Origin of the sequence: Streptomyces sp. NBC_01235 (assembly GCF_035989285.1) — a bacterium.
Lineage (GTDB): Bacteria > Actinomycetota > Actinomycetes > Streptomycetales > Streptomycetaceae > Streptomyces.
The window spans coordinates 1,790,189-1,815,506 of sequence record NZ_CP108513.1 but is presented as its reverse complement, the minus strand read 5'-3'; the positions used below and the strand labels follow the sequence as shown (position 1 = coordinate 1,815,506).

Sequence of the window (25,318 nt, the reverse complement as noted above, 5' to 3'; positions counted from 1 at the left end):
CTCCGCCGTGCGCGGTCCCCCGCTGCCCGCGGAGTATTCAACGGGAGGAAGACAGACCCCCATGAAGGCCAGACCACGCACAAGAACAGGCAGGCCGTGGCGCCGCATGGCCATGGCCACGGCCGCCGTGCTGACCGCGACCCTGCTCCAGGCGTCGGGGGTCCCCGCCGTCGCCCAGGGCTGGACCAAGCCCGCGCTGCCGCAGGCCGAGTCGCCGGTCGCCGGCGGCCCGGCGGGCAAGGCGGTGCCCCGCAAGGTGACGAAGGGCCCCCGCACGCCCGCCGAGGCGCCGGCGACAGGCTGGCCGAAGGCGAGCGCGGCGGCGGTCACGCTGCGCCAGGAGGCGACCCGGGTCAAGGGGCTGCCGCTCACCCTGGACACCAAGGCCAAGCGGTCCGCGGACGCGGCCACCGGCACCTACACCGTCAGCACGCTGTCCCGTGAGGCGGCGCGCAGGACGGGTGTCGACGGGCCGGTCTTCACCCTGACCCCCCGTCAGGGCGGTGCGCAGCGCGCCGGCACAGTGCGCGCCGCACTGGACTACTCCTCGTTCGCCGGCCTGTACGGCGGCGGCTACGCGGACCGGCTGACCCTGGTCCGGCTGCCCGCCTGCGCGCTGACCACGCCGCAGAAGTCGCAGTGCCGTACGGTCCAGCCGGTTCAGACCGTCAACGACACCGAGAAGCAGACGCTGACCACGCAGTCGGTCGCCCTCAGCGCGTCCACGGCGACCGTACTGGCGGCGGCCACGTCGACCGGCAGCGACCGGGGTGACTACAAGGCCACGTCGCTGGCTGCCTCGTCGACCTGGAACACGGATCTGAGCAGCGGCTCGTTCGCCTGGTCGTACGACATGGCGGTGCCGCAGGTGCCCGGCGGGCTGACTCCGCAGGTCGGGCTGTCGTACTCGTCCGGCGGTGTCGACGGCCGCACCGGCAACACCAACAACCAGGCGTCGTGGGTCGGTGACGGCTTCGACCTGGCGCCGGGCTTCATCGAGCGCAGCTACAAGGGGTGCGCGGACGACGGCGCGACCAACGCCGACGGCAACAAGCCGGGCGATCTGTGCTGGGCGTACGACAACGCCACCCTGTCGCTGAACGGTTCCGGCGGCGAACTGGTGCCCAACGGCACCAACTCCTTCAAGCTGCAGAACGACGACGGCACGAAGATCGACCGGATCTACGGCTCCACCTCCGACGTGCGCTCCAACGGGGCCCGCAACGACGAGTACTGGCGGGTGACGACCCCCGACGGTACCCAGTACTACTTCGGCTACAACCGGCTTCCGGGCTGGGCGAGCGGCAACGAGACCACCGACTCGACGTGGACGGTACCGGTCTTCGGCAACAACGCCGACGAGCCGTGCAACGCCTCGACGTTCGCGGCGTCCTGGTGCCAGCAGGGCTGGCGCTGGAACCTGGACTACGTCGTGGACCCGCACGGCAACGCGGTCGCGTACTACTACGACAAGGAGACCAACTCCTACGGCCGCAACCTCAAGGCGGCCGACGACACCCCCTACGTCCGCGGCGGCACCCTGGACCGCATCGAGTACGGCCTGAAGTCCACGGCCATGTACTCGACGAAGGCGCCGGCCAAGGTGAACTTCACCAACAGCGAGCGGTGCATCGCCGACAGCTCGACCACCTGCTCGTCCATCTCCACGGACTCCCAGTACTGGTACGACACCCCGTGGGACCTGAACTGCGAGGCGGGCACCGACTGCGACAACGGCCGGTTCTCCCCGGCGTTCTTCACCCGGAAACGGCTGACGAGCGTCACCACCCAGGTCCTGGTGTCCGGCTCCTACAGCAACGTCGACGGCTGGAAGCTCACCCACCGGTGGGGCATGGCCGACACCGACTACCAGCTGCTGCTGGACTCCGTCCAGCGCACCGGCTACGACGGCACCTCCTCGATCACCCTGCCGAAGGTCACCTTCGCCTACACCCAGCTCGCCAACCGGCTCGACAAAATCGGCGACGGCTACGCTCCGTACATCAAGGCCCGGCTGTCCTCCGTCGCCGACGAGTCGGGCGGCCAGATCGACGTCGGCTACTCGGCGCCGGTGTGCGACGCCGCCGCGCTGCCCACCCCGGAGACCAACACCACGCGCTGCTTCCCGCAGTACATCGGCGGCAGCTCCACCGACGACCCGGACCTGCAGTGGTTCAACAAGTACGTGGTGGACACGGTCACTTCGACCGACCGTACCGGCGGTGCCCCCGACCAGGTCACGATGTACGACTACCTGGACGGCGCGGCCTGGCACTACGACGATGACGACGGGATGACCAAGGAGAAGTCCAAGACCTGGTCGCAGTGGCGCGGTTACGGTCACGTACGGGTGCGCACCGGCGGCCAGGGCGGCGCGTCGGCGATGAAGTCGCAGACCGACAGCTACTTCCTGCGCGGCATGGACGGCGACCGCAAGACGACCTCCGGCGGTACCAAGAGCGTGTCGGTCACCCTCGACTCCGGTGAGGGCGACCCGATCACCGACCACGAGTCGCAGGCCGGCTTCGCGTACAAGACCGTCAAGTACTCGGGTCCCGGCGGCAAGGTGCTCGCCAAGTCGGTGAGCCGGCCCTGGTACCAGCAGACCGCGAAGAAGGTCCGCACCTGGGGCACCGTCACCGCCAACCTCACCGGCACCGCGTCAGCCAAGTCGTGGACGTCGCTGGACGACGGCGCCGGCGCCAAGTGGCAGACCACCTCGACGTCCGACACCCACGACGCCACCACCGGCCTGGTCACTCAGACCGAGGACCTGGGCGACACGACGACCGCGGCCGACGACCAGTGCACCCGCACCACCTACGTTGCCGGCAGCGTTCCCGTGCAGGCCCCCGCCCGGGTCGAGACGGTCGCCAAGGCGTGCGACGCCGCCACCAGCCGTCCGGCCGACGTCATGTCCGACGTCCGTACTGCTTACGACGGCGGGGCGTACGGTGCCGCGGCGACGAAGGGCGACGCCACCAGAACCGCGAAACTCAAGACGTACAGCGGCTCCAGCGCGCTCTACCTGGAGTCCACCTCCACCTACGACGGCTACGGTCGGGCGCTGACCACCACCGACCTCACCGCCGACGTCACGGTCACCTCCGCGGGCGCGCTCACCCGGTCCGCCCGCACCGACGGACGGACCACCACCACCGCCTACACCCCGACCACCGGGTTCCCGACGAGCAGTTCGGTGACCACCCCGCCCGCCACGACGGTGGACGGCACCACCGCGCAGACGTCGACCACCGCCTACGACACGCTGCGCGGCCAGCCGCTGACCGAGACCGACACCAACGGCAAGGTCGTCACCTACGCGTACGACGCGCTGGGCCGCACCGCCAAGGTGTGGCAGGCGGACCGCACCACGAGCCAGACCCCCAGCTTCGAGTTCAGCTACACCATCACCGACGGCAAGCCGGTCGTGGTCGGCACGAAGACCATCGGCAACTCGGGTGCGCAGGACACCACGTACGCCTTCTACGACGGCTTCCTGCGCGCCCGGCAGACCCAGGCCCCCGGCCCGAAGGGCGGGACGCTGCTGTCGGACACCTTCTACGACGAACGCGGCCTGACCGCAAAGGAGTTCGCCACCTACTACACCGACACCACCGCTCCCTCCACGACCCTGTTCAAGCCCGCGGACGCGCTGAGCGTGGAGACCCAGAGCCGATACACCTACGACGGTCTGGGCCGGGCGACCGAGCTGAGGCAGATCGCCGGCAACGGCGACGGCGGAGCGGTCCTCGGCGTCACGAAGACCATCTACGGCGGCGACCGCACCACGGTCATCCCGCCGGTCGGCGGCGCCGCGCAGACGACCGTCACCGACGCCCGCGGCCACACCACCGAACTGCGCCTGCTGCACGCCCGGGACGCCGACGCCGCCTATGACACCACGTCGTACGGCTACTCGCCGCGCGGTGAGCTGACGCGGGTCACCGACCCGGCGGGCAACGCCTGGACGTGGACGTACGACCTGATGGGCCGGCTCACCGACACCACCGACCCGGACAAGGGCGCCGCCCACAACGAGTACGACGACCGTGCCCAGATGACCAGCTCCAAGGACGCCCGCGGAGCCGTCCTCGCCTACACCTACGACGGTCTGGGCCGCAAGACCGAGTTGCGCGACACCTCCTCGACCGGCGCCCTGCGCGCCAAGTGGGTCTACGACACCATCAGCGGAGCCAAGGGCCACCTCGCGTCCAGCTCGCGTTACGTCGGCACCCAGGAGTACAAGACGAGCATCGTGGCCTACGACCGGCTGTACCGGTCCCTGCGCACCTCGGTGACCATCCCCTCCGCCGAGGGCACGCTGGCCGGCACCTACCTGTCGACGACCAGCTACAACGCCTCGGGCACGGTCCAGGGCGTCGGCTATCCCAAGGCCGGTGACCTGGCCGCCAACACCGTCGCCTACACCTACGAGGACGCCACCCTGCGGCCCGTCGGGATCAGCGGCCCGCAGAACCTGACCGCGAGCACCAGCTACAGCCTCACCGGCAAACCGCTGCAGTACGCGCTGGCCGCGAACGGCGGCAAGACGACGTACGAGACCAACACCTACCAGTGGGGCACCCAGCGGCTGGCCACCTCACGGGTGGACCGTCAGGACGTCGCGGGCGTGGACCAGTACAACACCTACTCCTACGACGAGGCGGGCAACGTGCTGTCCGTCTCGGACACCTCCCGCTCCGGCACCGACAACCAGTGCTTCGGCTACGACTACCTCGGCCGGACGACCGAGGCCTGGGCCCAGTCGACCACCAGCTGTGCCGCCACCCCTTCCACCAGCGCACTGGGCGGCCCGGCCCCCTACTGGACCTCGTACACCTACGACAAGGTCGGCAACCGGCTCTCCGAGACCCAGCACGCCACCGCGTCCGGCGCCTCGGACACCAGCCGGAGCTACCACTACCCCGACCCGGGCGCGGTCCGGCCGCACACGCTGGGCTCGGTGGACACCACCACCGGCACGGTCAAGTCCACCGACAGCTTCACCTATGACGTCGGCGGCTACACCCACACCCGGCAGCTGGGCAACGGCACCTCGCAGACCCTGGACTGGGACGCCGAGGGCCATCTGGCCAAGGTCACCCAGCCGGTGGAGGGCGGCAGCGACAAGGTCACCGACTACCTCTACGACGCCGACGGCAACCGGCTGATCGGCCGCACCCCGACCGAGACCACGCTCTACCTCGGCGCCACGGAGATCACCCTGGCCAAGGGCGCCACCACCGCCAAGGGCACCCGCTACTTCGACCTCGGCGGCGGCCACCAGGCCGTCCAGGCCAACGACGGAACCATCTCCTTCACCCTGGCCGACCACCACGGCACCGCCCAGCTGTCCGTCAACGCCGACAGCCAGGCGCTGACCCAGCGCCGCACCCTGCCGTTCGGCGGATCGCGCGGCACCGAGTCGACCCCGTGGACCGGCACCAAGGGCTTCGTCGGCGGCACCGTCGACACCGCCACGGGCCTGACCCACCTCGGCGCCCGTGAGTACGACCCCGCCACCGGCCGTTTCCTGTCGGTCGACCCGGTCTTCACGGCCACCGACCCGCAGCAGATGAACGGCTACACCTACGCCAACAACAACCCCCTCACCTACTCCGACCCGGCCGGCACGGAGATCGGCTCCCGGCCCAACTCCTGCCAGTACGACGTCAAGTACTGCAGCAAGCACGAGCAGCAGGAAGTCGGCTACGACGCGAAGACGGGCACGTCCGACTACCACCGCGGCAACATCTACAAGCGCGCCCACGCGGCGAAGAAGCACTGGGTGGCGACGAACACCCCCGTCACGAACGACATCGACAAGCTCCAGAACTACTGGGCGAGCATGATGGACGGGGAGTTCACGGACGAGTTCTGGTACAACCCGGTCTACGAGTCGTCCAAGGCGGGCTCCGCCTGCTACGGGCGCGAGGGATGCCGTCAGGCCTACCTCTACGTGCTGCACAAGGGTGACGACGCCGACGCCGAGACGGCCAAGGAGATCGCGGCCACCTACTGCGTCTACCACGCCAGCCAGTGTGTGGACGAGGCCAAGGAAGTGGCGCGTGGCCGGGTCATAGAGGGCATCACCAACGAGTTGTTCCTGGCCTATCTCGGCGGTGCCGCGGGAGCCGAGACCAAGGTGGCCGGCGGCTGCCGGAACAGCTTCGACCCGCGCACCGAAGTCCTCATGGCCGACGGCACCACCAAACCCATCGTCGACGTCAGGATCGGCGACAAGGTCGTCGCCACGGACCCCAAGACCGGCAAACGCGGTCCGCGTGCGGTGACGGCCGAACTCCTGAACCGCGACAACGACCTCGTCGACCTCGAGGTCCGCGGCCCGGACGGCAAGGCCGTCACGATCCACACCACCTCTCACCACCCCTTCTGGGACGACACGGTCCACACCTGGGTCGAGGCCGGCCGGCTCACCCCGGGCCACACCCTCAAGGCCGCCGACGACAGCCGGGTCACGCTGGGCGGCGTGCTGCCCCGCCCCGGCGTGGCTGACATGTACAACCTCACCATCGCGGACCTCCACACGTACTATGTGCTGGCAGGCGCCACGCCGGTCCTGGTCCACAACTGCAGCATCTCGATGGATGAGGCCATCAACCGTGCCGTGGCACACGTCGGTGACAACGCGACGGTGGTGCGGTCCGGCAGCGGCGGAGTCCAGTTCATGAGCGTGACGACTGACGCGTCCGGGAACATGGTCCGGAAGATCGCCAGGTTCGATGTGAACCCCGGTAGCCCGCACGTCCAGAAACTGGGCCCGCACCTGAACCTGGAGACCCAGATCAACGGACAGACGGTCAAGAGCGGCCCGCTCAAGGATCCGCACACGGCCATCGATCCCTCCACGATCCGGTCCGGCGACTACTGGCCGTAGGTGACGAGACGATCGAAAGGCGTGATGGTGAAGGTCTTGCGCGGTGACTCGACCGGGGAATTGGAGCTCTCCGGAACCCGCTCCGAACTGCTTGCCCTGGGGCGGGAGTTGCGGAGCGGGCAGGGCGAGATCTCCCTGGAGAAGGTCTCGGATCCGTTCCCGTACAGCAGGTCGTTGTCGTGGATGAGATGTCAGCTGGGCAGCGGGAAGATCCTGATCTCGTCGTCCGGAGACAGTGAGGCCGTCGAAGTTCGAGGCGGACCGGAGGCTTTGGCTCTCCTCGCCGACAACATCGAGGGCTTCGCTTCGGAGGCGGATCAGGACGACCACCTTCACGTGGACTACTTTCCGGACCACGACTATCTGGCCGAGGGGTCGGGATCGGTCGTCGTCGTCCTCGACGAAGGAGCCGTCGACTAGCCACTGATGGCATACGCGATGCCCCGCCGGACTCTTCCGGTGGGGCATCGCGTATGACAGCTACCGGGAACGGCGGCCGCGGCCCCCGGGGCCCCGTCGGGAGAGCGGTCGGTGGCGGGCCTCCGGGGCCGGGGGCTCCTCGGCGGGCCGGGTCTTCGCCGAGTTGTCCTCCTGCCAGGCCTCGTAGTCCGTGAAGGCGTCACCGGAGTCCGGGCCGCCGAAAGAGGCCATGCCGTCCGCGTGCCGGGACTCCGGGACGCTCTTGACCAGGGCCAGGGCCAGCGTGTCGGAGTCGGGCTGGGCGTCCGGCGAGCGATGAGCGACCGTGTCGGGCAGCATGACGAGGGACGTCGTGCCGGATCGCTCGCCGGACGGCCGCAACTGGACGCGGATGCCGTGTCGTTCGGCGAGTCTGCCGACCACGAACAGCCCCATGTGCTGGGAGATGTCGACGTCGACGGTCGGCGGGTTGGCCAGCTTGTGGTTGAGCATCGCGAAGTCGTCCGCCTCCAGCCCGATGCCCTCGTCGTGGATCTCCACCATGATCCGCCCGTCGGGGAGCCGGACCGCGGTCACCCGCACCTCCGAGCGCGGGGAGGAGAACGCGGTGGCGTTCTCCAGCAGTTCGGCGAGCAGATGGACGAGGTCGGTCACGGCCCGGCCGTGGATGTGGGCCTCCGGGATGCCGGAGAAACGGATGCGCTCGTACTGCTCCACCTCCGAGGAGGCCGCGCGGATCACGTCGACCAGCGGAAGCGGCCGGTCCCACTGCTGGGCGGGCTTCTCGCCGCCCAGCACCAGGAGGTTCTCGCCGTTGCGGCGCATGCGGGTCGCGAGGTGGTCCAGACGGAAGAGGTTCTCCAGCTGCTCCGGGTCGGCCTCGTTGTCCTCCAGGCTGGTGATCAGCGCCAGTTGACGTTCGATCAGGGACTGGCTGCGGCGCGAGAGGTTGGTGAAGATCGCGTTGATGTTGCCCCGCAGCAGGGCCTGCTCCGCGGCGAGCCGGACGGCCTCGCGGTGGACGTGGTCGAAGGCCCGGGCGACCTCGCCGATCTCGTCGGTGGTGTCGATCGGGATCGGGGAGACCCGGGTGTCCACCTGGCCGGGGTCGGCCTGGGACATCCGGTCGATCATCGTCGGAAGCCGCTGCCCGGCGATCTCGATGGCGGAGGCGCTGAGGCGGCGCATGCCGGTGCTCATCGTGCGGGCCACCCAGGCGGCGAGCAGGAAGGCGGCGAGCACCGAGGCGAGGACGAGCGCGGCGTTGGTGATGGCGTCGCGGCGAGCGTCGTCGGCGATGTCGTGCGCGCTTGCGAGCGCGGCGTCGGTGAGGTTCACCTGGATGCCCCGATAGGCGTCGAAGCCCAGCGTGGACGCGGCGAAGAACGACTCGGGCGTGATGCCCCGCGCGGCGAGTTCCGCGGCCGGCTTCCCGGTGGAGATCTCGGTGATCATCTCGTCGATGCCGGGCGGGGTGACGAACGTCTGCCCCGCGGCCTCGGCCTTCGCCGCGGCCTGGGCGGTCTGCTCCTTGCCGCGCGCCTGGGCGGCGGCCAGCGCCTTCTGGAGCCGTGCCATGTCCTCGGTGGTGCCGGCGCCCGCGTACTCCTGGAGCCCCACCTGTTCGAGATAGGCGTATGAGCGGAAGGAGGCGAGCTGGGCCTGGAGTTCGCCCTGGGCGAGGCCGGCGCGGTCCTCCACCAGCAGGTGCGTGCCGATGGACCGGATCAGGGACTCGGCCGCCTGCGTCAGGGACACGGCGTAGAGGGTCCGGCCGAAGCTCGCCTGGTTGCTGCTGCCGAAGCCCAGCTCGTTCGAGATCTCCATCAGGGGGTGCTGGACGGTGTGGTAGCTCTCCTCCGTCTGCACCCCGGACGTCCGGGACGTGAACGCGTTGGCCCGCAGGGTGGCGAGCTGCTTCTCCCCGCTGCGCACCAGTTGCACACGCCGCAGGAGGCCGGCGGTCTTCGGCATACGGGCGACCGCCGCGTCGAACGCCTTCGCGTCCGCGTCGGTGATCTTCCGGGCCTGAACGACCGCGTCCGACGCCTTCTTGTCCTTGACCAGCGGGATGACCGACACATCGCGCTCGTTGATCGCGTCACTGGCGTACTTGTTCGCCGCCGTCACCAGTTCGGCCACGCGGACCGCGTCGTCGGCGTCCTGCCAGGTGTCCACCGAACGTTTCACCCGCACGCCCCCGAGCACGAGGGCGACGAGCACCGGGATCAGCAGGACGGCACGGAGCCGCCTGCCCACTGGCCAGTTGCGGGTGAGGGACTTTCTCCGTCCCTCCGCCGTGGGTGAGTTGTTCGGCAAGGTCGTCCTATCGCCGCTGGAACGTCTCGCGCGTGACGCGCCGGTACCCCTCACTACGACGCGTCGGCGGGGCCGCGTTCAAAAGTGGTGCAACTTTAACCAAAGTCCTCGGCCTGTGCGGTCACTACGGGACACTCGAGTGGAGGGCGAGCCGCAGGAGGCCGACGAGCACCGCGTCAGGCCCGTCCGTGCGCCTCCTGGGAGCGTCGCGACAGCGAGTCGATGACCACCGCGGCGAACAGCACCCCGCCCGTGATCACGAACTGGACGGCCGGGGGAGTGTCCGTGATCGCCATGCCGGAGGCGATCGACTGGATGACGAGCATGCCCAGCACCGCCGACCAGGTCGTACCGCGCCCGCCGAACAGACTCGTACCGCCGATCACGGCCGCCGCGATGGCGTTGACCAGCAGCACCCCGGAGCCCGAGCTCTGGCTCACCGAGGTGATGCGCGAGGCCAGGAACAGGCCGCCGATCGCGGCCATCGTGCCCGAGACCGCGAGCACCGCGGTCTGCACCCCCGTCACGCTGAGGCTGGCGCGGCGGGCCGCCTCGACGCTGCCGCCGAGGGCGTAGATCCGCCGTCCGTAGCGCGTGCGGCGGAGCATGACGTCGAGGCCGGCCACCACCACGAGGAAGATCAGCAGGGCGAGCGGCAGCCCCTGGAAGCGGTTGAGCAGATATGCGACGGTGAACGCGATCACCGCGAGCCCCACAGAGCGCACCACGATGGCGCGCAGCGAGCGGTGCGGCATGCCGACGGCCCTGCGGCGCCGCCGGTCGCGGTCCAGCGTGAGGAAGACCGCGCCCGCGGCGAGCGCCGCCAGGGCGTAGGCGACGGCGTCATCGGTGAAGTAGTAGCTGGTCAGCTTGGCGATCAGCCCCTCCTCGTCGAGGTTGACGGTGCCACTGTCCCCGAGGACGGCGAGCATGAGCCCGTTCCAGGTGAGCAGCCCGGCGAGCGTGACGACGAACGCCGGCACCCGCGTTCTGGCGATGGAGTAGCCCTGAACGGTTCCCGCGACGGTGCCCGCGAGCACCGCGACGATGAGCGCGAGCCACTCCGGGACCCCGTTGTTCACGTTCAGCACGGCGAAGACGGCCGCCGCCAGGCCGCTGATCGAGCCGACGGACAGGTCGAGCTCGCCGAGCAGCAGCACGAAGACGATGCCGACCGCGATCAGCCCCGTGCCCACGATGTCCACGCTGAGGTTGGAGAGGTTCCGCGGCGAGAGGAAGTTCTCGTTCAGGGACTGGAAGGTGATCCAGACGACGGCCAGGACGAGCACGACGGGCAGCGAACCCAGCTCCCCGGCGCTCAGCTTGCGCCGGAAGGCCGCGACGCCGCTTTCCACGGCCTGCACGACGGCTCGCATCGGGGTCACCACCCCGTCTCCCGGCCGGCCGGCCGACGCGGCACGTTCTCCGTGGCGCCGGTGATGGACGAGATGATCTGCTCCTGCGACGCGGTGTTCACGTCGAAGAAGCCGTTGTTGCGGCCCAGGCGCAGCACCGCGGCGCGGTCCGCGAGGGCCTTCACGTCGCCCATGTTGTGGCTGATGAGCAGCACGCCCAGACCGCGGTCCCGCAGCCGGTCGACCAGGTCAAGGACCTCGTTGGTCTGCTCGATGCCCAGTGCGGCGGTGGGTTCGTCCAACAGGAGGACCCGCGGTTCGCCGAGGAGCGAGCGGGCGATGGCGACCGTCTGCCGCTGGCCGCTGGAGAGGGAGACGACGGGGCCGCGCAGATCGGGCAGGCGCCTGGTCAGGCGTTCCAGCAGCTGCCTGGTGCGGCGCTCCATCTCCACCTCGTCGAGGAACCCGAACCTGCCGATCTCCCGCCCGAGGAACAGGTTCCCGACGACGTCGAGGTTCCCGCACAGCGCCAGGTCCTGGAAGACGGCGGCGATGCCGAGGTCCCGGGCGTCGTGCGGGCGTCTGATGTGGACCGGCCGGCCCTTCCACTCGATGACGCCCTTCTCGGCGGGGGCGACCCCGGAGATCACCTTGACCAGAGTGGACTTGCCCGCGCCGTTGTCCCCGAGGAGGGCGACGACCTGCCCGGAGTGGATCTCCAGCTCGATGTCCGTGAGGACCTCGACGACGCCGAAGCGCTTGCACACACCGCGCAACGCCAGCAACGGGGGATCCGGCACGGAAACCAACTCCTTCTCGGGGGGTCAGGTCGATGCGGCGTCCGGTCGTCACGCCGTCAGGTCAGCCCGGCCTTCGCGCAGGCGGCCCGGAGCTGGGGGGTGCAGATCTGCTGGACGGTGTGCAGGCCGTCCTTCACCACCGTGTCCCGGATGTTGCCGACGGTCACCGAGACGGGGGTGAGCAGGACCGCGGCGACCGCCTCCCCGCCGCGCGTCGGCACCTGGCCCGTGGCCACCTTCCCCAGGCTCTGCCCGCGGGCCGCGGCCACCGCCATGGCGCCGCCCGCGGCGGCCTCGGGCCCGAACGGCTTGAAGACGGTCATGTACTGGTCGCCGACGACGATGCGCCGCAGGGCCGGGAGCTCGGCGTCCTGCCCGGTGACCGGAGGCAGCGGGGTGACCTTGTTCGCCTTGAGGGCGGAGATGCTCCCGCCGGCGAGGCCGTCGTTGGCCGCGTAGACCCCGTCGATCGAGTCCGCGCCGAGGGCCGCGAGGGCCCCGGACATGTTCATGTGCGCGGTCTCGGCCCGCCACTGGGGGGTGTCGTAGGCCTTGCCGATCTTCACCTTCCCGGCGAGCACGGACAGCGCGCCCTCCTTGAACGACTTCGCGTTCGGGTCGCTGGGGTCGCCGTTCATCATGACGATCTCGGCGCCCGGCACCTTGTCGCCCATCGCCTGCAGCAGCGCCCGGCCCTGGAGCCGGCCGACCTCCACGCCGTCGAAGGAGACGTACCCCGAGATCGGGCCCTCGGCGAGCCGGTCGTAGGCGATGACGGGGATGTCCGCCCCGTGGGCCTTGACGACCGTGGGGCGAAGCGACCTGGCGTCCACGGCCACCAGCACGATCACGTCGACACCCTTGGTGATCATCGACTCCATCTGTTCCTGCTGGAGGGCCACGTCGCCCTTGGCGTTGGCGTGCTCGACCGCGCAGGTGTCGCACAGTTCCCTGATCCTCTTCTCCAACAGGGGCCTGTCCTGCGCCTCCCAGCGTGCCGTGGTGGCGTCCGGCAGGAGCAGACCGATACGCGGTCCGTTCGCCCCGTCGGGATCGTTCCCGGTGTCCGCCCCGCAGGCCGCCAGCACGACTGCGGCGGAGACCGCGGTCACGGTGGCGGCCGTGTCCCGAATGCAGGCCTTCATGGGTGATACCTGCCGTAGACGACAATAAGGTGGATATGTGGTGGATGTGTTCGGTTGATCCTTATATGCGATTCTGGTGGGTAGGTGCCTCGATCTCAACCTGTCGGCACCTGCGGCAGGACGGGAGGTACGTTGCGGACATGCCTCGATCGGGCCCTGACCTTCGCCGGAGCGACACTGGCAGCGGTCTACGCACCCGACGCCGGCAATGAAGAGCTTCGGCTGGTGGACACGTCCGGAGGCAATCCTTCCGGTTCGGCGCCGCCGGAGCGCCTGCCTCTGTCCGGTGACTCACCCCCGGCTCGCGCCGTGCGCACCGACCGCCCCCTCTGGCTCGCCGCCGACACCCCGCTCGCCGCGCTGCCGCTCGGCCCGGAGGGCGGACGGCTGGGCTGCCTCCTCGTCATGGGGTCCTCGGCGGACGGCTTCGAGACCGAGCAACGCCGGTTCCTGGAGCGCTACGCCGACGCGGTCGCCGCGCTCCTGCGACCGGGCGAGGACCCGCCGCGGCCCACGCCGCTGCTCGGGCCCGCGCTGCGCAGCCTGCGCGTCGGCTCGTTCGTCCTCTTCCCGGACACCGGCCTCATCGAGGCCGACGACACGCTGCTCGAACTGGTCGGCATCACCCCGGACGACTTCGACGGCAAGGTCGACACCCTGCTCGCCCACGCCCTCCCGGAGGACATGCACGCCCTGATGTCGGTCCTGGAGCCGTCCGCCCAGGCCTCCGTCCGACGCGACCTGGAGTTCCGGGTCCGCGGCCCCACCGGCGAGATGCGCTGGCTGAGCCTGAGCTGCCGGGCACAGGCCCCCGTCGGCGAGGTGCCGGAACAGGTGCTCGGCGTGGTGACGGCGACCCCGGTCCTGCGCCGCGGCAGCGACGACGTCGCCCGGATCCAGTGGCTGACCGCCGCCCTCGACGACGCCGCGACCGTCCGGGACGTCGGCCGCGTGGTGGTCTCCGCCCTGCGCGAGCCGCTGGCCGCCGACCGGGTGGCCCTCGCCGCGCTACAGGACGACCGGCTCATGGTCACCGTCCTCGACCCACCCCAGCCCACCGCCTGGCCGCAGGTCTGGCGGAGCGAATGGCGCACCGAATGGCCCGACGCGCCGCTGCGCACCCTGCCCACCCTCCAGGCGGCTCTGCGGGACGGCCGGATGGACCTGTGGCCCGCCGGCACCGACCTCGAACCCGGCCTGGCCGGCATCGGCGACGGCGGCCTCGCCGTCCTGCCGCTCCCCGCCAAGGGCCAGGTCGCCGGGGTGTGCCTGGTCGGCTGGGACGGGCCGCACGAGTTCGTCCCCGAGGAACGGTCCCTGCTCACCGCGACCGCCGCCCTCGTCGGCCAGGCCCTCAAACGCGCCCACGCGCACGACGCCGAGCAGGAACTCGCGACGATGCTCCAGCGCAGCCTGCTGCCCCGCCGCCTGCCCGAACTGCCCGGCGGCACCGCCGTCGCCCGCTATCTGCCCGCCAGACGAGGCCTCCAGGTGGGCGGCGACTGGTACGACGTCATCGCCCTCTCCGAGGACCGGGTGGCCCTGGTCATCGGGGACGTCCAGGGACACAGCGCCGGAGCCGCGACGATCATGGGACAGATGCGCACGGCGGTCCGGGCCTACGCCATGGAGGGCCACCCGCCCGACGTGGTCGTCTCCCACGCCAACCGGCTCCTCGTCGCCATGGAGACCGACCTGTTCGCCACCTGCTGCTACGCCGAACTGGACATGGAGGAGGGCAACATCCTGTTCGTCCGGGCCGGCCACCTCGCCCCCCTGCTGCGGCTTCCCGACGGAACCACCGAGGAGGTCGAGGTCACGGGCGGGCCCCCGCTGGGCATCCTCGCGGAGGCGGAGTTCCCCATGACGTCCGTCGAACTGTCCCCCGGCACGGTCCTCGCCCTGGTCACCGACGGCCTGGTCGAGGCCTCCGACCTGCCCCTGGACGAGGGCATGCGCCGCACGCGCGTCGCACTCGCCGCGGCCGACCCCGAGGACCCGGGCAGGATGGCCGACGAACTCCTCGGCGACGTCGGCCGCCGTGAGGACGACGTGGCGCTGCTGCTCCTGCGCTACGACGGCATGAAGACCCGCCCGATCCGGGCCGGCTGGATGGTGTGGCGGCTGCCCGACGCCGTCATGCACGCCCGCCGCTTCACCGCGCGCACCCTGCGCCGCTGGCAGGTCCAGGAGGCGGCCGACGCCGTACTGCTCGTCGTCTCCGAACTCGTCACCAACGCCCTGGTGCACACCCAGGGCCCCGTCAGGCTCGACCTGGTCCTGCGCGGGGACCTGGTGCGCGTCGGCGTGAGCGACGCCTCCCCACGCGCGCCCGCCAAGCCGGTCATCGTCGACTGGGAGTCGACCGGCGGCCGGGGCCTGCTGCTGGTCGAGGCGATGTCGGAGTCCTTCGGCTCGGTCCCCGTGGCCGGCGGCAAACAGGTGTGGAGCGAGATCGCCGTACCGGGGGGATCGCCATGAGAATCCGTCGTCGGCACGTCGTCGCGGTGATCGCCGCGGCACTCATGACCGTGCCCCCGCTCGCCTGCGGAGGAGAGCACAAGGCGGCCGGTGAGGGCTTCACCGTCGGCCTGCTGCTGCCGAGCCGCGCCGTCCCCCGCTGGGAACACTCCGACCGACCGCTGATCGAGGCTCAGGTGAAGAAGCTGTGCCCCACCTGCACGCTGGAGTACGCCAACGCCGAGAACGACGTGACCCGGCAGCGCGGGCAGCTGGTCTCCATGGTCACCAAGGGGGCCAAGGTCCTCATCCTGGACGCCGCCGACACCCGGGCGCTGCGCTCCTCGATCCAGGAGGCCCGCCGGGCGGGTGTCCCGGTGCTCGCCTACGACCGCCTCGCCGAAGGCCCGATCGCCGGCTACGTCAGTTTCGACGGCCGCAAGGTCGGCCGGCTCCAGGGCGAGGCACTCCTGAAGGCCATGGGGGAGGGCCCCCGGCGCGCGAACATCGTCATGGTGAACGGCGACCCGACCAGCCCCAACGCGGCCTGGTACCGCAAGGGCGCGCTGTCCGTCCTCGCCGGCAAGGTGAGGATCGGCCGGTCCTACGACACCCAGGACTGGAGCACACAGAACGCCCACGCCAACATGTCCGCCGCCATCGCGGCCCTCGGCCCGGACCGGATCGACGGCGTCCTCGCGGCCAACGACTCGATCGCCGCGGGCGTCGTCGCCGCCCTCAAGAGCGCCGGCGTCGAGAAGTTCCCGCCCGTCACCGGTCAGGACGCCGACCTCGACGCCGTGCGGCGCATCGTCAAGGGCGAGCAGTACATGACGGTGTACAAGCCGTTCGAGAAGGAGGCCGCCGCCGTCGCCGCCATGGCCGTCGCCGTCGGACGCGGCGAGGATGCCCGCGACACCGCCACGACGACCACCGACAGCCCCACCACCGAGAACATCCCGTCCGTCCTGCTCACCCCGACCGGGGTCACGGCCCACGACATCGGCCCGACCCTCGTCGCCGACGGTGTGTACACCGTCGGCCAGATCTGCACCCGTGAACTCCGGGCCGCCTGCGACAGGGCCGGACTCACCCGGTGAGCCGTGGCAACGGCGGGAACCGTCAGTACTGGTGCGGCTGCTGCTGAGGCTGCCCGTACGGCTGGCCGCCGACGCCGCCCGCGCCCTGCGCGAGCAGCTGGTCCGCCTGTTCCTTCGTCACCTTCTGTTCGGCGCCGCAGAACGTGCACTGCGTCGCGTACTTCGTCGAGATCGGGAACAGCGGCACGAAGAACAGTGTGAACTTGGTGACCCGCTTCCTGAGCGTGTGCGCGGCGGGGTTTCCGCAGCGGCCGCACAGCAGCGTCAGTATCGCCAGTTGGTAGAGGTATCCCTTGGTGCCGAAGATGATCACGCTGTGCTTCCTTCTGGGTGAGTGTCCGTCTGCACGGCACAGTCTGCTGCACGCCGTGTCACCCGCGTGAGCGGCAGGCGGGTCCATGCCCTGGGCCACGTGGGCGATCTCCCGGCCGCGACGGCGGCGGCCACCGCCGGGGCACGGTCATGGTCGTCTGGCCGCCGCACGGCGGCGCTTCCCCGCTCCCCTCACGGAGAGGTCCAGAGGTCCATGCCCCGACTCCCACGCCTGGCGGGCGTCACCGCCGCCGCTCTCGCCCTCGGCCTGCTCGCCTCGGCTCCCGCCGCGGGCGGCGAGCCGACCGTCTCCGACCCGCGCGTCGTCGCCCACTTCGACCTCGCCCAGGGCCAGACACCCGAGAACATCGCGCTCGAACCCGACGGTTCCGCCGACCTGACGTTCGCGAGCGCCCGGCAGGTCGCCAACGTCACCCGGAACGGGCGGACAAGGATCATCGCGACCCTGCCCGCCGTGGCGAACCCGAGAACCCCCGTCACCGGCGCGGCCGTCGTCCTCGGCATCGCCCGTGCGGAGGACGGCACCCTCTACGTCAACTACGCCACCGGCACCAGTGCGACCGGCATCTGGCGCATCGCCCCCGGCAGCGCACCCCGGCAGATCGCGCAGCTGCCGCCGAACGGCTTCCCCAACGGCCTCGCCCTCGACGAGCGCCGGGGCGTGCTCTACGCCGCGGACTCGGTGCTGGGCATCGTCTGGCGCGTCCCGCGCTCGGGCGGCCAACCCACGGCGTGGGCCATGGGAGCCGAGCTCGAGCCGCGCAACGCGCCGCCCGCGGCCCGCGTCGGAGCCAACGGCCTCCGGTTCCACCGCGACGCCGTGTGGGTGTCCAACTCCAACGCCGGGACGCTGCTGCGCATCCCCGTGTGCCGGAACGGCTCCGCCGGGGCGATCGAGACCCGGGCGAGGGGCCTCGCCGCGATCGACGACTTCGGGTTCGTCGAGCGGCACCGCGACACGGCTCTCGCCGCCCTGATCGGCGGCAGCGAGGTCGCCCTGATCCGCCGGGACGGCACCCACCGGGTGGTCCTCACCCGCGAGGACGGGCTGTCCAACCCCACCTCCGTGGCCGTCCGCGGCCGGACCGTCTACGTCCCCAGCGCCGCGTACTTCACCCGGCAGGACCCCAACCTGCTCCTGGCCCGCGTCCACCAGCGCGCCCGCGACTAGACGACTGCTCGCCGCACGACGTCGCCCCCTACCCGGCGAGCGGGTACGGGGCCACGTGGGTACGGGGTACGGGGTACGGGGTACGGGGTCAGATCGCGGACGCGGCGTTGTGCGGGCCCCTGGCCGCCAGGGAGAGTCCTTCGGTCCGGGAGTAGGCGGCGTCCTCGGTGCTCGACGTGCACGGCCATGTCCGGGTCGATCTCGGCGAGGGCGCGCAGGAACTCCGTCCAGAACGGCACGTCGTTGCCGAGGCCGACGGCGACGAACTTCCACGCCGGGTTCTCCGGCCACGCGTTGCACCAGAAGCCGTAGCCGGTGGGCGCCTTGCCGTCCGCGTCGGCGGGGACACGGGTGAACGACGTGTCGAGCGCACCGCGGATGCCGGCGCCCGGGCAGAGCACCGCACGGCGATGCGCCGCCGCGGCCTCGACGCCCACATCCGGGTGCTGCACGTGAGCACACCGAGGCGGCCGGCGAACGGGCGCACCAGATGCTCGACGGCGGCGACCTGCCCGCGGCCGTCGTCTCCTTCGACGACCAGTCCGCGATCGGTGTCCTCGCCGCCTGGCCCGCGCGGGCGTCGCCGTCCCGGGACAGTTCCCCGTGGCCGGCCACGACGACGACACGACTTCCCGGCCGAGCTGCTTCAACCCGACGACCGTCAGCCAGGGCGCCCGCGAACAGGCCCGCTACGCGGTGACCGCCGCGGTGGAACGCGTGGACCAGGGCCGCACCGAACCCCGAGAGGTCGTCCTCACCCCCCCGCCTGGTCCTCCGCGGCACCACGGCCGAGCGGACCTGACGGACGGCCTGCCCGGGCGTCGGCTCAGGCTGTCGGCGGGTCAGGCCGCCGGGTGCACCAGGCCGTACTCGTATGCGAAGGCGACTGCCTGGACGCGGGCGTGGGCGCCGATCTTGGCGAGGATGTGGCTGACGTGCGACTTGACGGTGGTCGGGGCGATGGACAGCCGTGCGCCGATCTCCGCGTTGGACCAGCCGGAGGCGACGGCGACGAGGACATCGTGTTCGCGCTCGGTGAAGGTGTCGAGCCCGATCGCCCGTTCGCGGGGCCGCGGCGCGCGCTCCTGGCGGACGGTGTCGATGAGGGCGCGGGTCAGTTCGGGGGTGATGACGGCGTCGCCGGCGGCCACGACGCGTATCGCAGCGGTCAGTTCGTCGGAGGTGGCGTCCTCGAGGAGGAATCCGCCGGCGCCCGCGCGCAGCGCGGCGTAGGCATACGCCTCCTCGTGGGTGGAGGTCAGGACCAGCACCCGCGGCTGATGCCCACCCGGCTCCGCGGGGCCGCGGACCGGCGTGAGGTGCGAGGGGCGTGCGATGCGGCGGATGGTCTCGATGTCGTCGGACTCGGGACGGTGGCCGCCCATCAGGACGATGTCAGGTCGGAGCTCGACGCTCATACGGACCGCTTCGGCGCCGCTCGCCGTGTCGCCCACGACGGTCAGGTCGGGCTCGGCGGCCAGCAGCATGCGCAGGCCGAGGCGTTGGAGGGACTGGTCGTTCACGATGAGTACGGAGGCCATGGCTGTCGTTCTCCATGCGGTGGGGGCGAACGCCTCTTATGAACGAAACGGTTTCGTTCACTTGCTGGCCAGAGTAGCCTTCGGAGGCCATCGAAACGGCACCGTTTCATTGTGGTATGGATCACATCAGGAAAGGGTCGGCGCCTGTTGGAGCCGGCCCTCTCGCTACGCCCAGCAGCCGTTGACGGTCGCGGCGAGGCCGTCCATGGCGTCCTTGATGTCGTTCGGGTTGGCCGTGGAGCCGTTCTCGACGAAGGAGAAGACCTTCCACTTGCCGTCCTTGCCCTGCGTCAGGCCGCTCAGGGCGATGGCGCCGGTGAGGGTGCCGGTCTTCGCGTGCACCTTGCCGACCGCGCACGTGGAGTTCACGTCGTCGAAGCGGCCCCACTCCGGGCCGAGGGTGCCGCCGGCCTCACCGGAGACGGGCAGGCCGTCGAGGACCGAGCCGAGGGTGTGGGCGTAGCGGGGTTCCGTCAGCAGTTCGAGGATCTCCGCGAGGGTGGCGGCCGGGATGCGGTCGGCCCGCGACAGGCCGCTGCCGTCGTGCATCTCGAAGTGGTCGAGCGACACCCCGTACCGCAGGCTCAGCACCTGCCGCACGACCTCCGTGCCGTCCTCGAAGGTGGCCGGGCGGCCCGCGCCGAGGGCGGTCATCCGCAGCAGGGTCTCGGCGATGTTGTTGTCGCTGGTCTTGAGCATCGTGTGGACGATGTCCGACAGCGGCGCCGACATGTGCCGGGCGACCGGCACGTCGCTCTTGTTCGCCGCGGCGCGGGTGACGGTGCCGTCGACCGTGACGCCGGCCGTGGTGAGCTGCTGGGCGAAGACCTGCCCGGCGTCGAGGGACGTGTCCTGCACACCGTGCCCGTCGACGACCAGCGCCCGCACCGGGGCGACCGAGTCGGGGTAGTAGCCGGTGTTCCAGCCGTTGGCCAGGGTCGGTTCGGGGAAGAGGCTGTCGTCCACGGCGACCTTCACCGACGTCAGGCCCGCGGCCTTGAGCCCCGCGACCGCGGTGTTCGCCAGCTCGGCGAGGTCGGCGGTGGTCAACGTACGGTCACCGCCCCCGACGAGGGTGAGGGTGCCGCTGCCATAGACGACCTTCGTGGTGAACCGGTGGTCGGGGCCGAGCACCGTGAGGGCCGCGGTCGACGTGGCGAGCTTGACGTTGGACGCCGGCATCAGCGCCGTCGCCCCGTTGTGGTCCCACAGCGTGTTGTCCGACTCGGCGTCGAGGACCACACCGCTGACGTCGGCACCCAGGCGCCGGTCGAGCACCCGGGTGTCCAGATTCGTGACCATCTGCTGGTCGTCCGCGTCGAGGTCCTGGCCCGGTGCGGTGTCCTTGGCCGTCGCGCCGATGCCCTTCTCGGCGGCGAACGCCGAGGGGCCGGCCAGAGCGGCGGACGTGACGGGTACGGCCAGCGCGAGCACGATCGCCCGCCGGACACCGGTACCGCTCTGCTTGGCCTTGCGGTGCCGACGGCGGCCGCCCGGGACAAAAGAGTTCGCGGGAGATTCCGCCGTTATGTCGTTCATGGATTGTCTCAAGGCTTTCGTGTGGGGGCCCTGCACAAGAGAATTCCGGCGCACCATATCACCCGTCACATGCGGCCCACAGATGACAAATTCAGGGTTTGACGGATATTCAGCGGCCGGAATTCCCCCGACTTTCACACCCTGTTCAGGAAGTCGTCCCCAGGCTCTGTGTCGTGTAGGCGCACTCCGTGTAGATGTAGCCCGATTCGATCTTGGCGGTGTCCGAAGCGGGCGAGGCGAGGCTGTCGTTCATCGGCTTGTGAAGGAAGTAGGTGGTGCCGACCGGCAGGCTGATGGTGCGCTCCGGATAGTTCTTGCCGCTGTCGCTGCAGGGCTCGAAACCCGGGGTGATGGTGCTGATCATGGAGTACGCCTTGCAGCTGCTGCACCCCTTGAGGGTGAAGCTGCCGGTGACCGGCCCGGTGTAGAGGACGGTGATCTCGTCGGGGCTGTCGTTCTGCACCGTGACCGAGATGCTGCCGCCCTTACGGGTCGTCGGCAGGCTCTTGCCGGCGGCCGGCACCGTCTGGGCGATCTCCGCCGCTATCGCGATCTTCTTCGCCAGGGCCGCGTTCTTGGCGGTCTTGTGGTCGGAGGCCCACTCGGTCATGGTCGTCTGCGCCGAGTCGAAGTCGCCGTCCCGGTACTGGTCCACGCCGCAGGTGTAGGTGCCCATGTCGGCGCTGGCGTTGGCGCGGCCGGCGTCCTTGTCGAGAGCGGTGCCGACCTCCGCCCGCTCCGACGGCACGGCGACGATCTGGGAGCCGAGCGTGCGCAGCCGCTCGACCGCGGAGCAGGGTTCGGCCCCGCGCAGGTCCTTCTCCGTCCGGACGACGGCGGCGGCCACGGCCGGTTCGGCCTTCGCGGCCTGTTCCGACTCGGGGAAGGTGGTCAGCAGTTCCCCGAACTGCGCGGCCCAGGTGGCCTCACCGGCCGTGAGCGCCGTCGACGCGCACTCGTACAGGGAGGTGGCCAGGCGGTCGTCGGGCCAGGACTTCAGTTCTCCGAGGTCCGTCCCGGGCAGGCTCTTGGGGACCGTGCGCAGATAGGTGAGCGGCTCTATCGCCTGGCAGTAGTTGCCCTGCGTGTAGATGGCGCCGACCGTCGTGTAGAAGGTCTTCATCCGCGCGGGCACCCGCTCGGCCGCCCGGGAACCGGGATGGTCGGCTCTCAGGTCCGCGTAGACCTTCAGCGCCTTGCGGTAGTCGGCCTGGGCGGTGGTGAAGGGCTTCTCACCGGCGGCCTGTACCAGCCGGTCGGCCTTGTCGAGCCGGTCGAGGAGCATCTGCTGCGTCGCCTCGTCCCTGGCGTCGTCGTACAGCACCACACCCCCGGCCGGCGCGACGAGCAGGAGCAGTCCGAGCCCGAGCGCGAGCGGGGCCTGCCGGAGCCCGGCCAGTGGGGTGCGCAGGCCCACGCGCGCACCGTGTGCCGCCACCGCGGCGAGGAATGCGACGTACAGGACGAGAGCGAAGACCGGGACGCCGTCCGGGTCGGCCGGCAGCGCCACGAACAGCAGGACGGCGGTGGCGACCCAGCACAGCGACATGAGGGCCCAGCGGCGCACCAGCGCGTACCCCAGGCCCAGGCCGCCGAGGTTGAGCACGGCCACCGCGACGGCCCGCACTCCGTCCGCCGGGGCCGGCGGCGGGGCCGAGGGCATGGGCGGGACATGGAAACTGTTGTCGTAACTGCCCGTGTTGTCGTATCTGCCGTACTGGTCCCCCGACATGGCGGCTCCCCCCGGTCAACTGCGCCCGCACATCTACGATTTGTCAGTGTACGGGCGAAGAGGGGGAGGCCGACAGGGGCGGCGGGGGTGGGAAGCCGGCCGGGCCGCCACCGGGGGCAGGGGCGGCGGCCGCGGCTGCTATCGCGTCAGGCATGGGTCACGCCACACCCCCCACCGTCTTCCTGCGGCGCAGGGCGTAGAGGCCGGTGCCGGCGACGGCGAGGACGCCGAGTCCGGCCGCGGTCACCGAGGGCGTGGCGAGGGCGCCGCCACCGGTGTGCATGCCGCCGCTGGGCTTGTCGTGCTCCTTGCTCCAGCCACCCGACTCCTCCTGGTCTCCGCCCCAGGAGCCCTTGCCGTGCTCGTCCTTGTCGGTGTCCTTGTCCTTGTAGGTCTCCGGGTCGTACTTCGGGTCCTTCGCGGCCGCACCGTGGTCGCTGTTGTCGTTCAGCATGGCCAGCGCGCCGCCACCGGTGTGCATGCCGCCGTGCGGCGAGTCGTGGCCCTCTTCCTTGCCGTGCTCCTTGCCGTGCTCCTTGCCCTGTTCCTTGCCGTGCGAGGAGGAGTCCTCCTCCTTGCTGTAGGAGGAGGAGTCGTGGTCCCAGTCCCCGTCGGCGGCGTGGACGCCGGGGGCGCCGATGGCGAGGGCGGCCGTGGCCGCCGCGGTGGCCAGGATCATGCGAGCAGAACGCATCTGATGGTCCTTCCGTCATGACCGGGCAGCCGACACCTCGTCAGCTGACCTGACCCGGCCTGACGTGATCAACCGTCAGGCAGTCGACCCTCCGCCACCACTCGGGGCGCTCAGCCGGGTGAACGGGCCGCCCGCCTTCCCCGAGATCTCCGCCGCCGATTCGCTCTTCCTGGAAGAACCACTCCAACGGCGTAGAGGTGAAACGATTCGCGGGGTGAAAGGGCGTGGCATGCGGTCAACTTCGAGGGGAACGCCACGATCCTGATGCAGGCATCCGGCCGAATCGGCGGACCTGGGCATTTCCGGTCCTGAATCCCTTCCGATCGGTTCTGATCCGTCCTGATCCCCCATATTTCGGCTAGGAGTTCTGCTGTGCGTGTTCGTCGTACGGTGCTCAGCACCCTCGGTTCCGTCGCTCTCGTGCTCACCTCTCTGGGGGCGGTGACCGCCGCAACCGCGGGCCCTGCGGCCGCGAACCCCTGTGGTTTCTACGAGACCGGTTCCGACGCGTTCTACAACCACTGCACGTCCGACGGCTCACACGTGGTCATCAAGGTCGAGGTAGCCCTGGCGCCCGACTACGAGCGGTGCGTCGGGCCGGGCACGACCTGGCTGGGCTCCGCCGCCAAGATCCAGGGCGCCCACTACGCCGGCCGCACCTGCTGACGGGCGGTCATCCCGCGGCTGTCGGGGTCCGGGGCGAAGCCGTCCCGGACCCCGACAGCGTGTTCGAGGGCGTGGGTCACGCGAAGTCGTCGAGGATGTCGGCCAGGCGGGGCTGGATGGGGTTGTCGACTTCGTCCGTCTCCCAGAAGAGGACGTTCATTGTCGCCATCGGGTACGCCGACCCGCCGTCGCGCAGGCCGGGCTGCGCCACCCTCGGTGTGTCGAGGTGGATCTCGTCCCCGGCGTGGAACATGGCCGCCTCGAGAGGCTCGTCGAAGCGGGTGCGGGGCTGGTACTGCCACACCACGCCTTCCCTGGCGCGGCGGACGACCTCGCCGAGGTACCAGACGACGCCCTGCACGAACGGGTCGCTCTTCGCCGCGAGGAGCGCGCCGCTGTCGGCGAACCTGTCGCGCAGGACCGCTTCGAGCCGGTCGAGGGAGCCGGGGGAGAAGTCCCACCGCTGTTCCCGGCCCTCGGCCGCCCCCGCCGCCCCCGTCTCGTCCGCCAGGTCCACCTCGTCCGCCCAGGCGGCGAACTCCGCGACACGCCGGTCGAGCCACCGCACGAGTTCCGGGTGGTTCGCGCCCGTCCGGCGTACGGCCTGTTCGGGATGGGGGACGACGACCGGCGCCCAGCCCGGTTCCCGCTCCCGCCGGACGGTGACGGCCTCCCGGAGTCCGGCCGCCTCCGCGGTGAAGACGTCCACGGTGCGCACGCGGATCGCCCGTGCCACGAGCGCGAGCAGGTCGACGGGGTCGAGGCCGAGCGCGGGATCGGGGTGGACGACGGGCCGGCCTGTCGAGGAGCCGGGGGCCTTGCGCGGGTCCCAGCCCCATCGGCCGCCGCCGATGCCCAGGAGGACCTCACCGAGGTAGACCGTCGCGCACCGGGTCGGCCGGAAGTCCAGGGCCACCCTCTCGCGGGCCGACCGGTACTCGGCGAGCAGGTGCGCTTCCAGCGCGGCCAGCGAGCCGGGGCCGAAGTCGAACGGGAAGCCCTCGTCGAGCACTTCGGCGCGCAACTCCCTGAGCGCTTCCGGGATCTCGGCGATCCACAGGCTGAGCTGCTGCTCGGCCGCCTCGTCGCCGTGGTCGGTTCGGGTCATGGGGTCACTGTAGGGACCGGGGCGGCGCGCTGGT

At 70.8% G+C, this 25,318-nt stretch carries 17 protein-coding genes and 1 pseudogene; 7 read left to right on the top strand and 11 right to left on the bottom strand.

The genetic code is table 11. The features are described 5' to 3' along the window. Positions 1 to 61 precede the first annotated feature (61 nt). Entirely contained in the window at positions 62 to 6,901 is a 6,840-nt protein-coding gene (locus OG289_RS07515; RefSeq protein WP_327313220.1) for a polymorphic toxin-type HINT domain-containing protein, read from the top strand. Positions 6,902 to 6,925: 24 nt separating this feature from the next. Beyond that, positions 6,926 to 7,321, top strand: a complete 396-nt coding sequence (locus OG289_RS07510; RefSeq protein WP_442819068.1) for an Imm32 family immunity protein — start codon at positions 6,926 to 6,928, stop codon at positions 7,319 to 7,321. 60 nt (positions 7,322 to 7,381) lie between these two features. Here the strand turns inward: OG289_RS07510 and OG289_RS07505 are convergent, their stop codons facing one another. The 4 genes from OG289_RS07505 to OG289_RS07490 all read right to left on the bottom strand — a co-directional run bounded on the left by OG289_RS07505 (position 7,382) and on the right by OG289_RS07490 (position 12,940). Beyond that, positions 7,382 to 9,640: a sensor histidine kinase gene (locus tag OG289_RS07505; RefSeq protein WP_327313218.1), complete on the bottom strand. Its 2,259-nt coding sequence runs from the start codon at positions 9,638 to 9,640 to the stop codon at positions 7,382 to 7,384. 176 nt (positions 9,641 to 9,816) lie between these two features. Then, positions 9,817 to 11,016 carry a sugar ABC transporter permease gene (locus OG289_RS07500; protein WP_327320611.1) on the bottom strand — a complete coding sequence of 400 codons (1,200 nt, stop codon included), beginning with the start codon at positions 11,014 to 11,016 and terminating at the stop codon, positions 9,817 to 9,819. Positions 11,017 to 11,021: 5 nt separating this feature from the next. Beyond that, a complete protein-coding gene (locus OG289_RS07495; RefSeq protein WP_442818880.1) occupies positions 11,022 to 11,804 on the bottom strand; it encodes an ATP-binding cassette domain-containing protein in 783 nt (260 codons plus the stop codon). A 47-nt stretch (positions 11,805 to 11,851) separates the two neighbouring features. Continuing rightward, positions 11,852 to 12,940: a sugar ABC transporter substrate-binding protein gene (locus tag OG289_RS07490; protein ID WP_327313216.1), complete on the bottom strand. Its 1,089-nt coding sequence runs from the start codon at positions 12,938 to 12,940 to the stop codon at positions 11,852 to 11,854. Positions 12,941 to 13,072: 132 nt separating this feature from the next. Here OG289_RS07490 and OG289_RS07485 point away from each other — a divergent pair, with 132 nt between their 5' ends. After that, on the top strand, positions 13,073 to 15,421 hold the full coding sequence (locus OG289_RS07485; RefSeq protein ID WP_327313215.1) for a SpoIIE family protein phosphatase: 2,349 nt from the start codon (positions 13,073 to 13,075) through the stop codon (positions 15,419 to 15,421). Beyond that, positions 15,418 to 16,500 (top strand): sugar ABC transporter substrate-binding protein, encoded by a 1,083-nt coding sequence (locus OG289_RS07480; RefSeq protein WP_327313214.1) that lies wholly within the window; start codon positions 15,418 to 15,420, stop codon positions 16,498 to 16,500. Before OG289_RS07485 ends, OG289_RS07480 begins: the two co-directional genes overlap by 4 nt. Positions 16,501 to 16,522: 22 nt before the next feature. Here the strand turns inward: OG289_RS07480 and OG289_RS07475 are convergent, their stop codons facing one another. Beyond that, positions 16,523 to 16,813, bottom strand: coding sequence for a zinc-ribbon domain-containing protein (locus OG289_RS07475; RefSeq protein WP_327313213.1), 291 nt, complete (start codon positions 16,811 to 16,813; stop codon positions 16,523 to 16,525). 213 nt (positions 16,814 to 17,026) lie between these two features. Between OG289_RS07475 and OG289_RS07470 the strand changes: the two genes are divergently transcribed. Further along, entirely contained in the window at positions 17,027 to 18,004 is a 978-nt protein-coding gene (locus tag OG289_RS07470) for a hypothetical protein (protein ID WP_327313212.1), read from the top strand. On the opposite strand, the gene OG289_RS07465 is transcribed toward OG289_RS07470, so the two are convergent. After that, positions 18,001 to 18,456 (bottom strand): hypothetical protein, encoded by a 456-nt coding sequence (locus tag OG289_RS07465; RefSeq protein WP_327313211.1) that lies wholly within the window; start codon positions 18,454 to 18,456, stop codon positions 18,001 to 18,003. The genes OG289_RS07470 and OG289_RS07465 overlap by 4 nt on opposite strands. Positions 18,457 to 18,607: 151 nt before the next feature. Here OG289_RS07465 and OG289_RS07460 point away from each other — a divergent pair. Next, positions 18,608 to 18,709, top strand: a pseudogene (locus OG289_RS07460) (LacI family transcriptional regulator); the annotation flags it as partial. Positions 18,710 to 18,846: 137 nt separating this feature from the next. Here the strand turns inward: OG289_RS07460 and OG289_RS07455 are convergent. From OG289_RS07455 to OG289_RS07440, 4 genes are all read right to left on the bottom strand, one after another. Further along, on the bottom strand, positions 18,847 to 19,545 hold the full coding sequence (locus tag OG289_RS07455) for a response regulator transcription factor (RefSeq protein ID WP_327313210.1): 699 nt from the start codon (positions 19,543 to 19,545) through the stop codon (positions 18,847 to 18,849). 165 nt (positions 19,546 to 19,710) lie between these two features. Then, complete coding sequence (gene dacB / locus OG289_RS07450) at positions 19,711 to 21,084, bottom strand: D-alanyl-D-alanine carboxypeptidase/D-alanyl-D-alanine endopeptidase (protein ID WP_327313209.1); 1,374 nt, start codon at positions 21,082 to 21,084, stop codon at positions 19,711 to 19,713. Positions 21,085 to 21,229: 145 nt separating this feature from the next. After that, positions 21,230 to 22,816 carry a hypothetical protein gene (locus tag OG289_RS07445; RefSeq protein ID WP_327313208.1) on the bottom strand — a complete coding sequence of 529 codons (1,587 nt, stop codon included), beginning with the start codon at positions 22,814 to 22,816 and terminating at the stop codon, positions 21,230 to 21,232. 157 nt (positions 22,817 to 22,973) lie between these two features. Then, positions 22,974 to 23,510 (bottom strand): hypothetical protein, encoded by a 537-nt coding sequence (locus OG289_RS07440; protein WP_327313207.1) that lies wholly within the window; start codon positions 23,508 to 23,510, stop codon positions 22,974 to 22,976. A gap of 372 nt (positions 23,511 to 23,882) precedes the next feature. Between OG289_RS07440 and OG289_RS07435 the strand changes: the two genes are divergently transcribed. Beyond that, positions 23,883 to 24,176, top strand: a complete 294-nt coding sequence (locus OG289_RS07435; protein WP_327313206.1) for a DUF6355 family natural product biosynthesis protein — start codon at positions 23,883 to 23,885, stop codon at positions 24,174 to 24,176. 76 nt (positions 24,177 to 24,252) lie between these two features. Here the strand turns inward: OG289_RS07435 and OG289_RS07430 are convergent, their stop codons facing one another. Further along, positions 24,253 to 25,284: a hypothetical protein gene (locus OG289_RS07430; protein ID WP_327313205.1), complete on the bottom strand. Its 1,032-nt coding sequence runs from the start codon at positions 25,282 to 25,284 to the stop codon at positions 24,253 to 24,255. Positions 25,285 to 25,318 lie beyond the last annotated feature (34 nt).

Bases quoted from the DNA above. Each gene is read 5' to 3' on its own strand.
- OG289_RS07440 (WP_327313207.1), bottom strand. From the start codon at position 23,510: ATGCGTTCTGCTCGCATGATCCTGGCCACCGCGGCGGCCACGGCCGCC.
- OG289_RS07490 (WP_327313216.1), bottom strand. From the start codon at position 12,940: ATGAAGGCCTGCATTCGGGACACGGCCGCCACCGTGACCGCGGTCTCC.
- OG289_RS07515 (WP_327313220.1), top strand. From the start codon at position 62: ATGAAGGCCAGACCACGCACAAGAACAGGCAGGCCGTGGCGCCGCATG.
- OG289_RS07455 (WP_327313210.1), bottom strand. From the start codon at position 19,545: ATGGCCTCCGTACTCATCGTGAACGACCAGTCCCTCCAACGCCTCGGC.
- OG289_RS07445 (WP_327313208.1), bottom strand. From the start codon at position 22,816: ATGTCGGGGGACCAGTACGGCAGATACGACAACACGGGCAGTTACGAC.
- OG289_RS07430 (WP_327313205.1), bottom strand. From the start codon at position 25,284: ATGACCCGAACCGACCACGGCGACGAGGCGGCCGAGCAGCAGCTCAGC.
- dacB (WP_327313209.1), bottom strand. From the start codon at position 21,084: ATGAACGACATAACGGCGGAATCTCCCGCGAACTCTTTTGTCCCGGGC.
- OG289_RS07510 (WP_442819068.1), top strand. From the start codon at position 6,926: ATGGTGAAGGTCTTGCGCGGTGACTCGACCGGGGAATTGGAGCTCTCC.
- OG289_RS07480 (WP_327313214.1), top strand. From the start codon at position 15,418: ATGAGAATCCGTCGTCGGCACGTCGTCGCGGTGATCGCCGCGGCACTC.
- OG289_RS07470 (WP_327313212.1), top strand. From the start codon at position 17,027: ATGCCCCGACTCCCACGCCTGGCGGGCGTCACCGCCGCCGCTCTCGCC.
- OG289_RS07500 (WP_327320611.1), bottom strand. From the start codon at position 11,016: ATGCGAGCCGTCGTGCAGGCCGTGGAAAGCGGCGTCGCGGCCTTCCGG.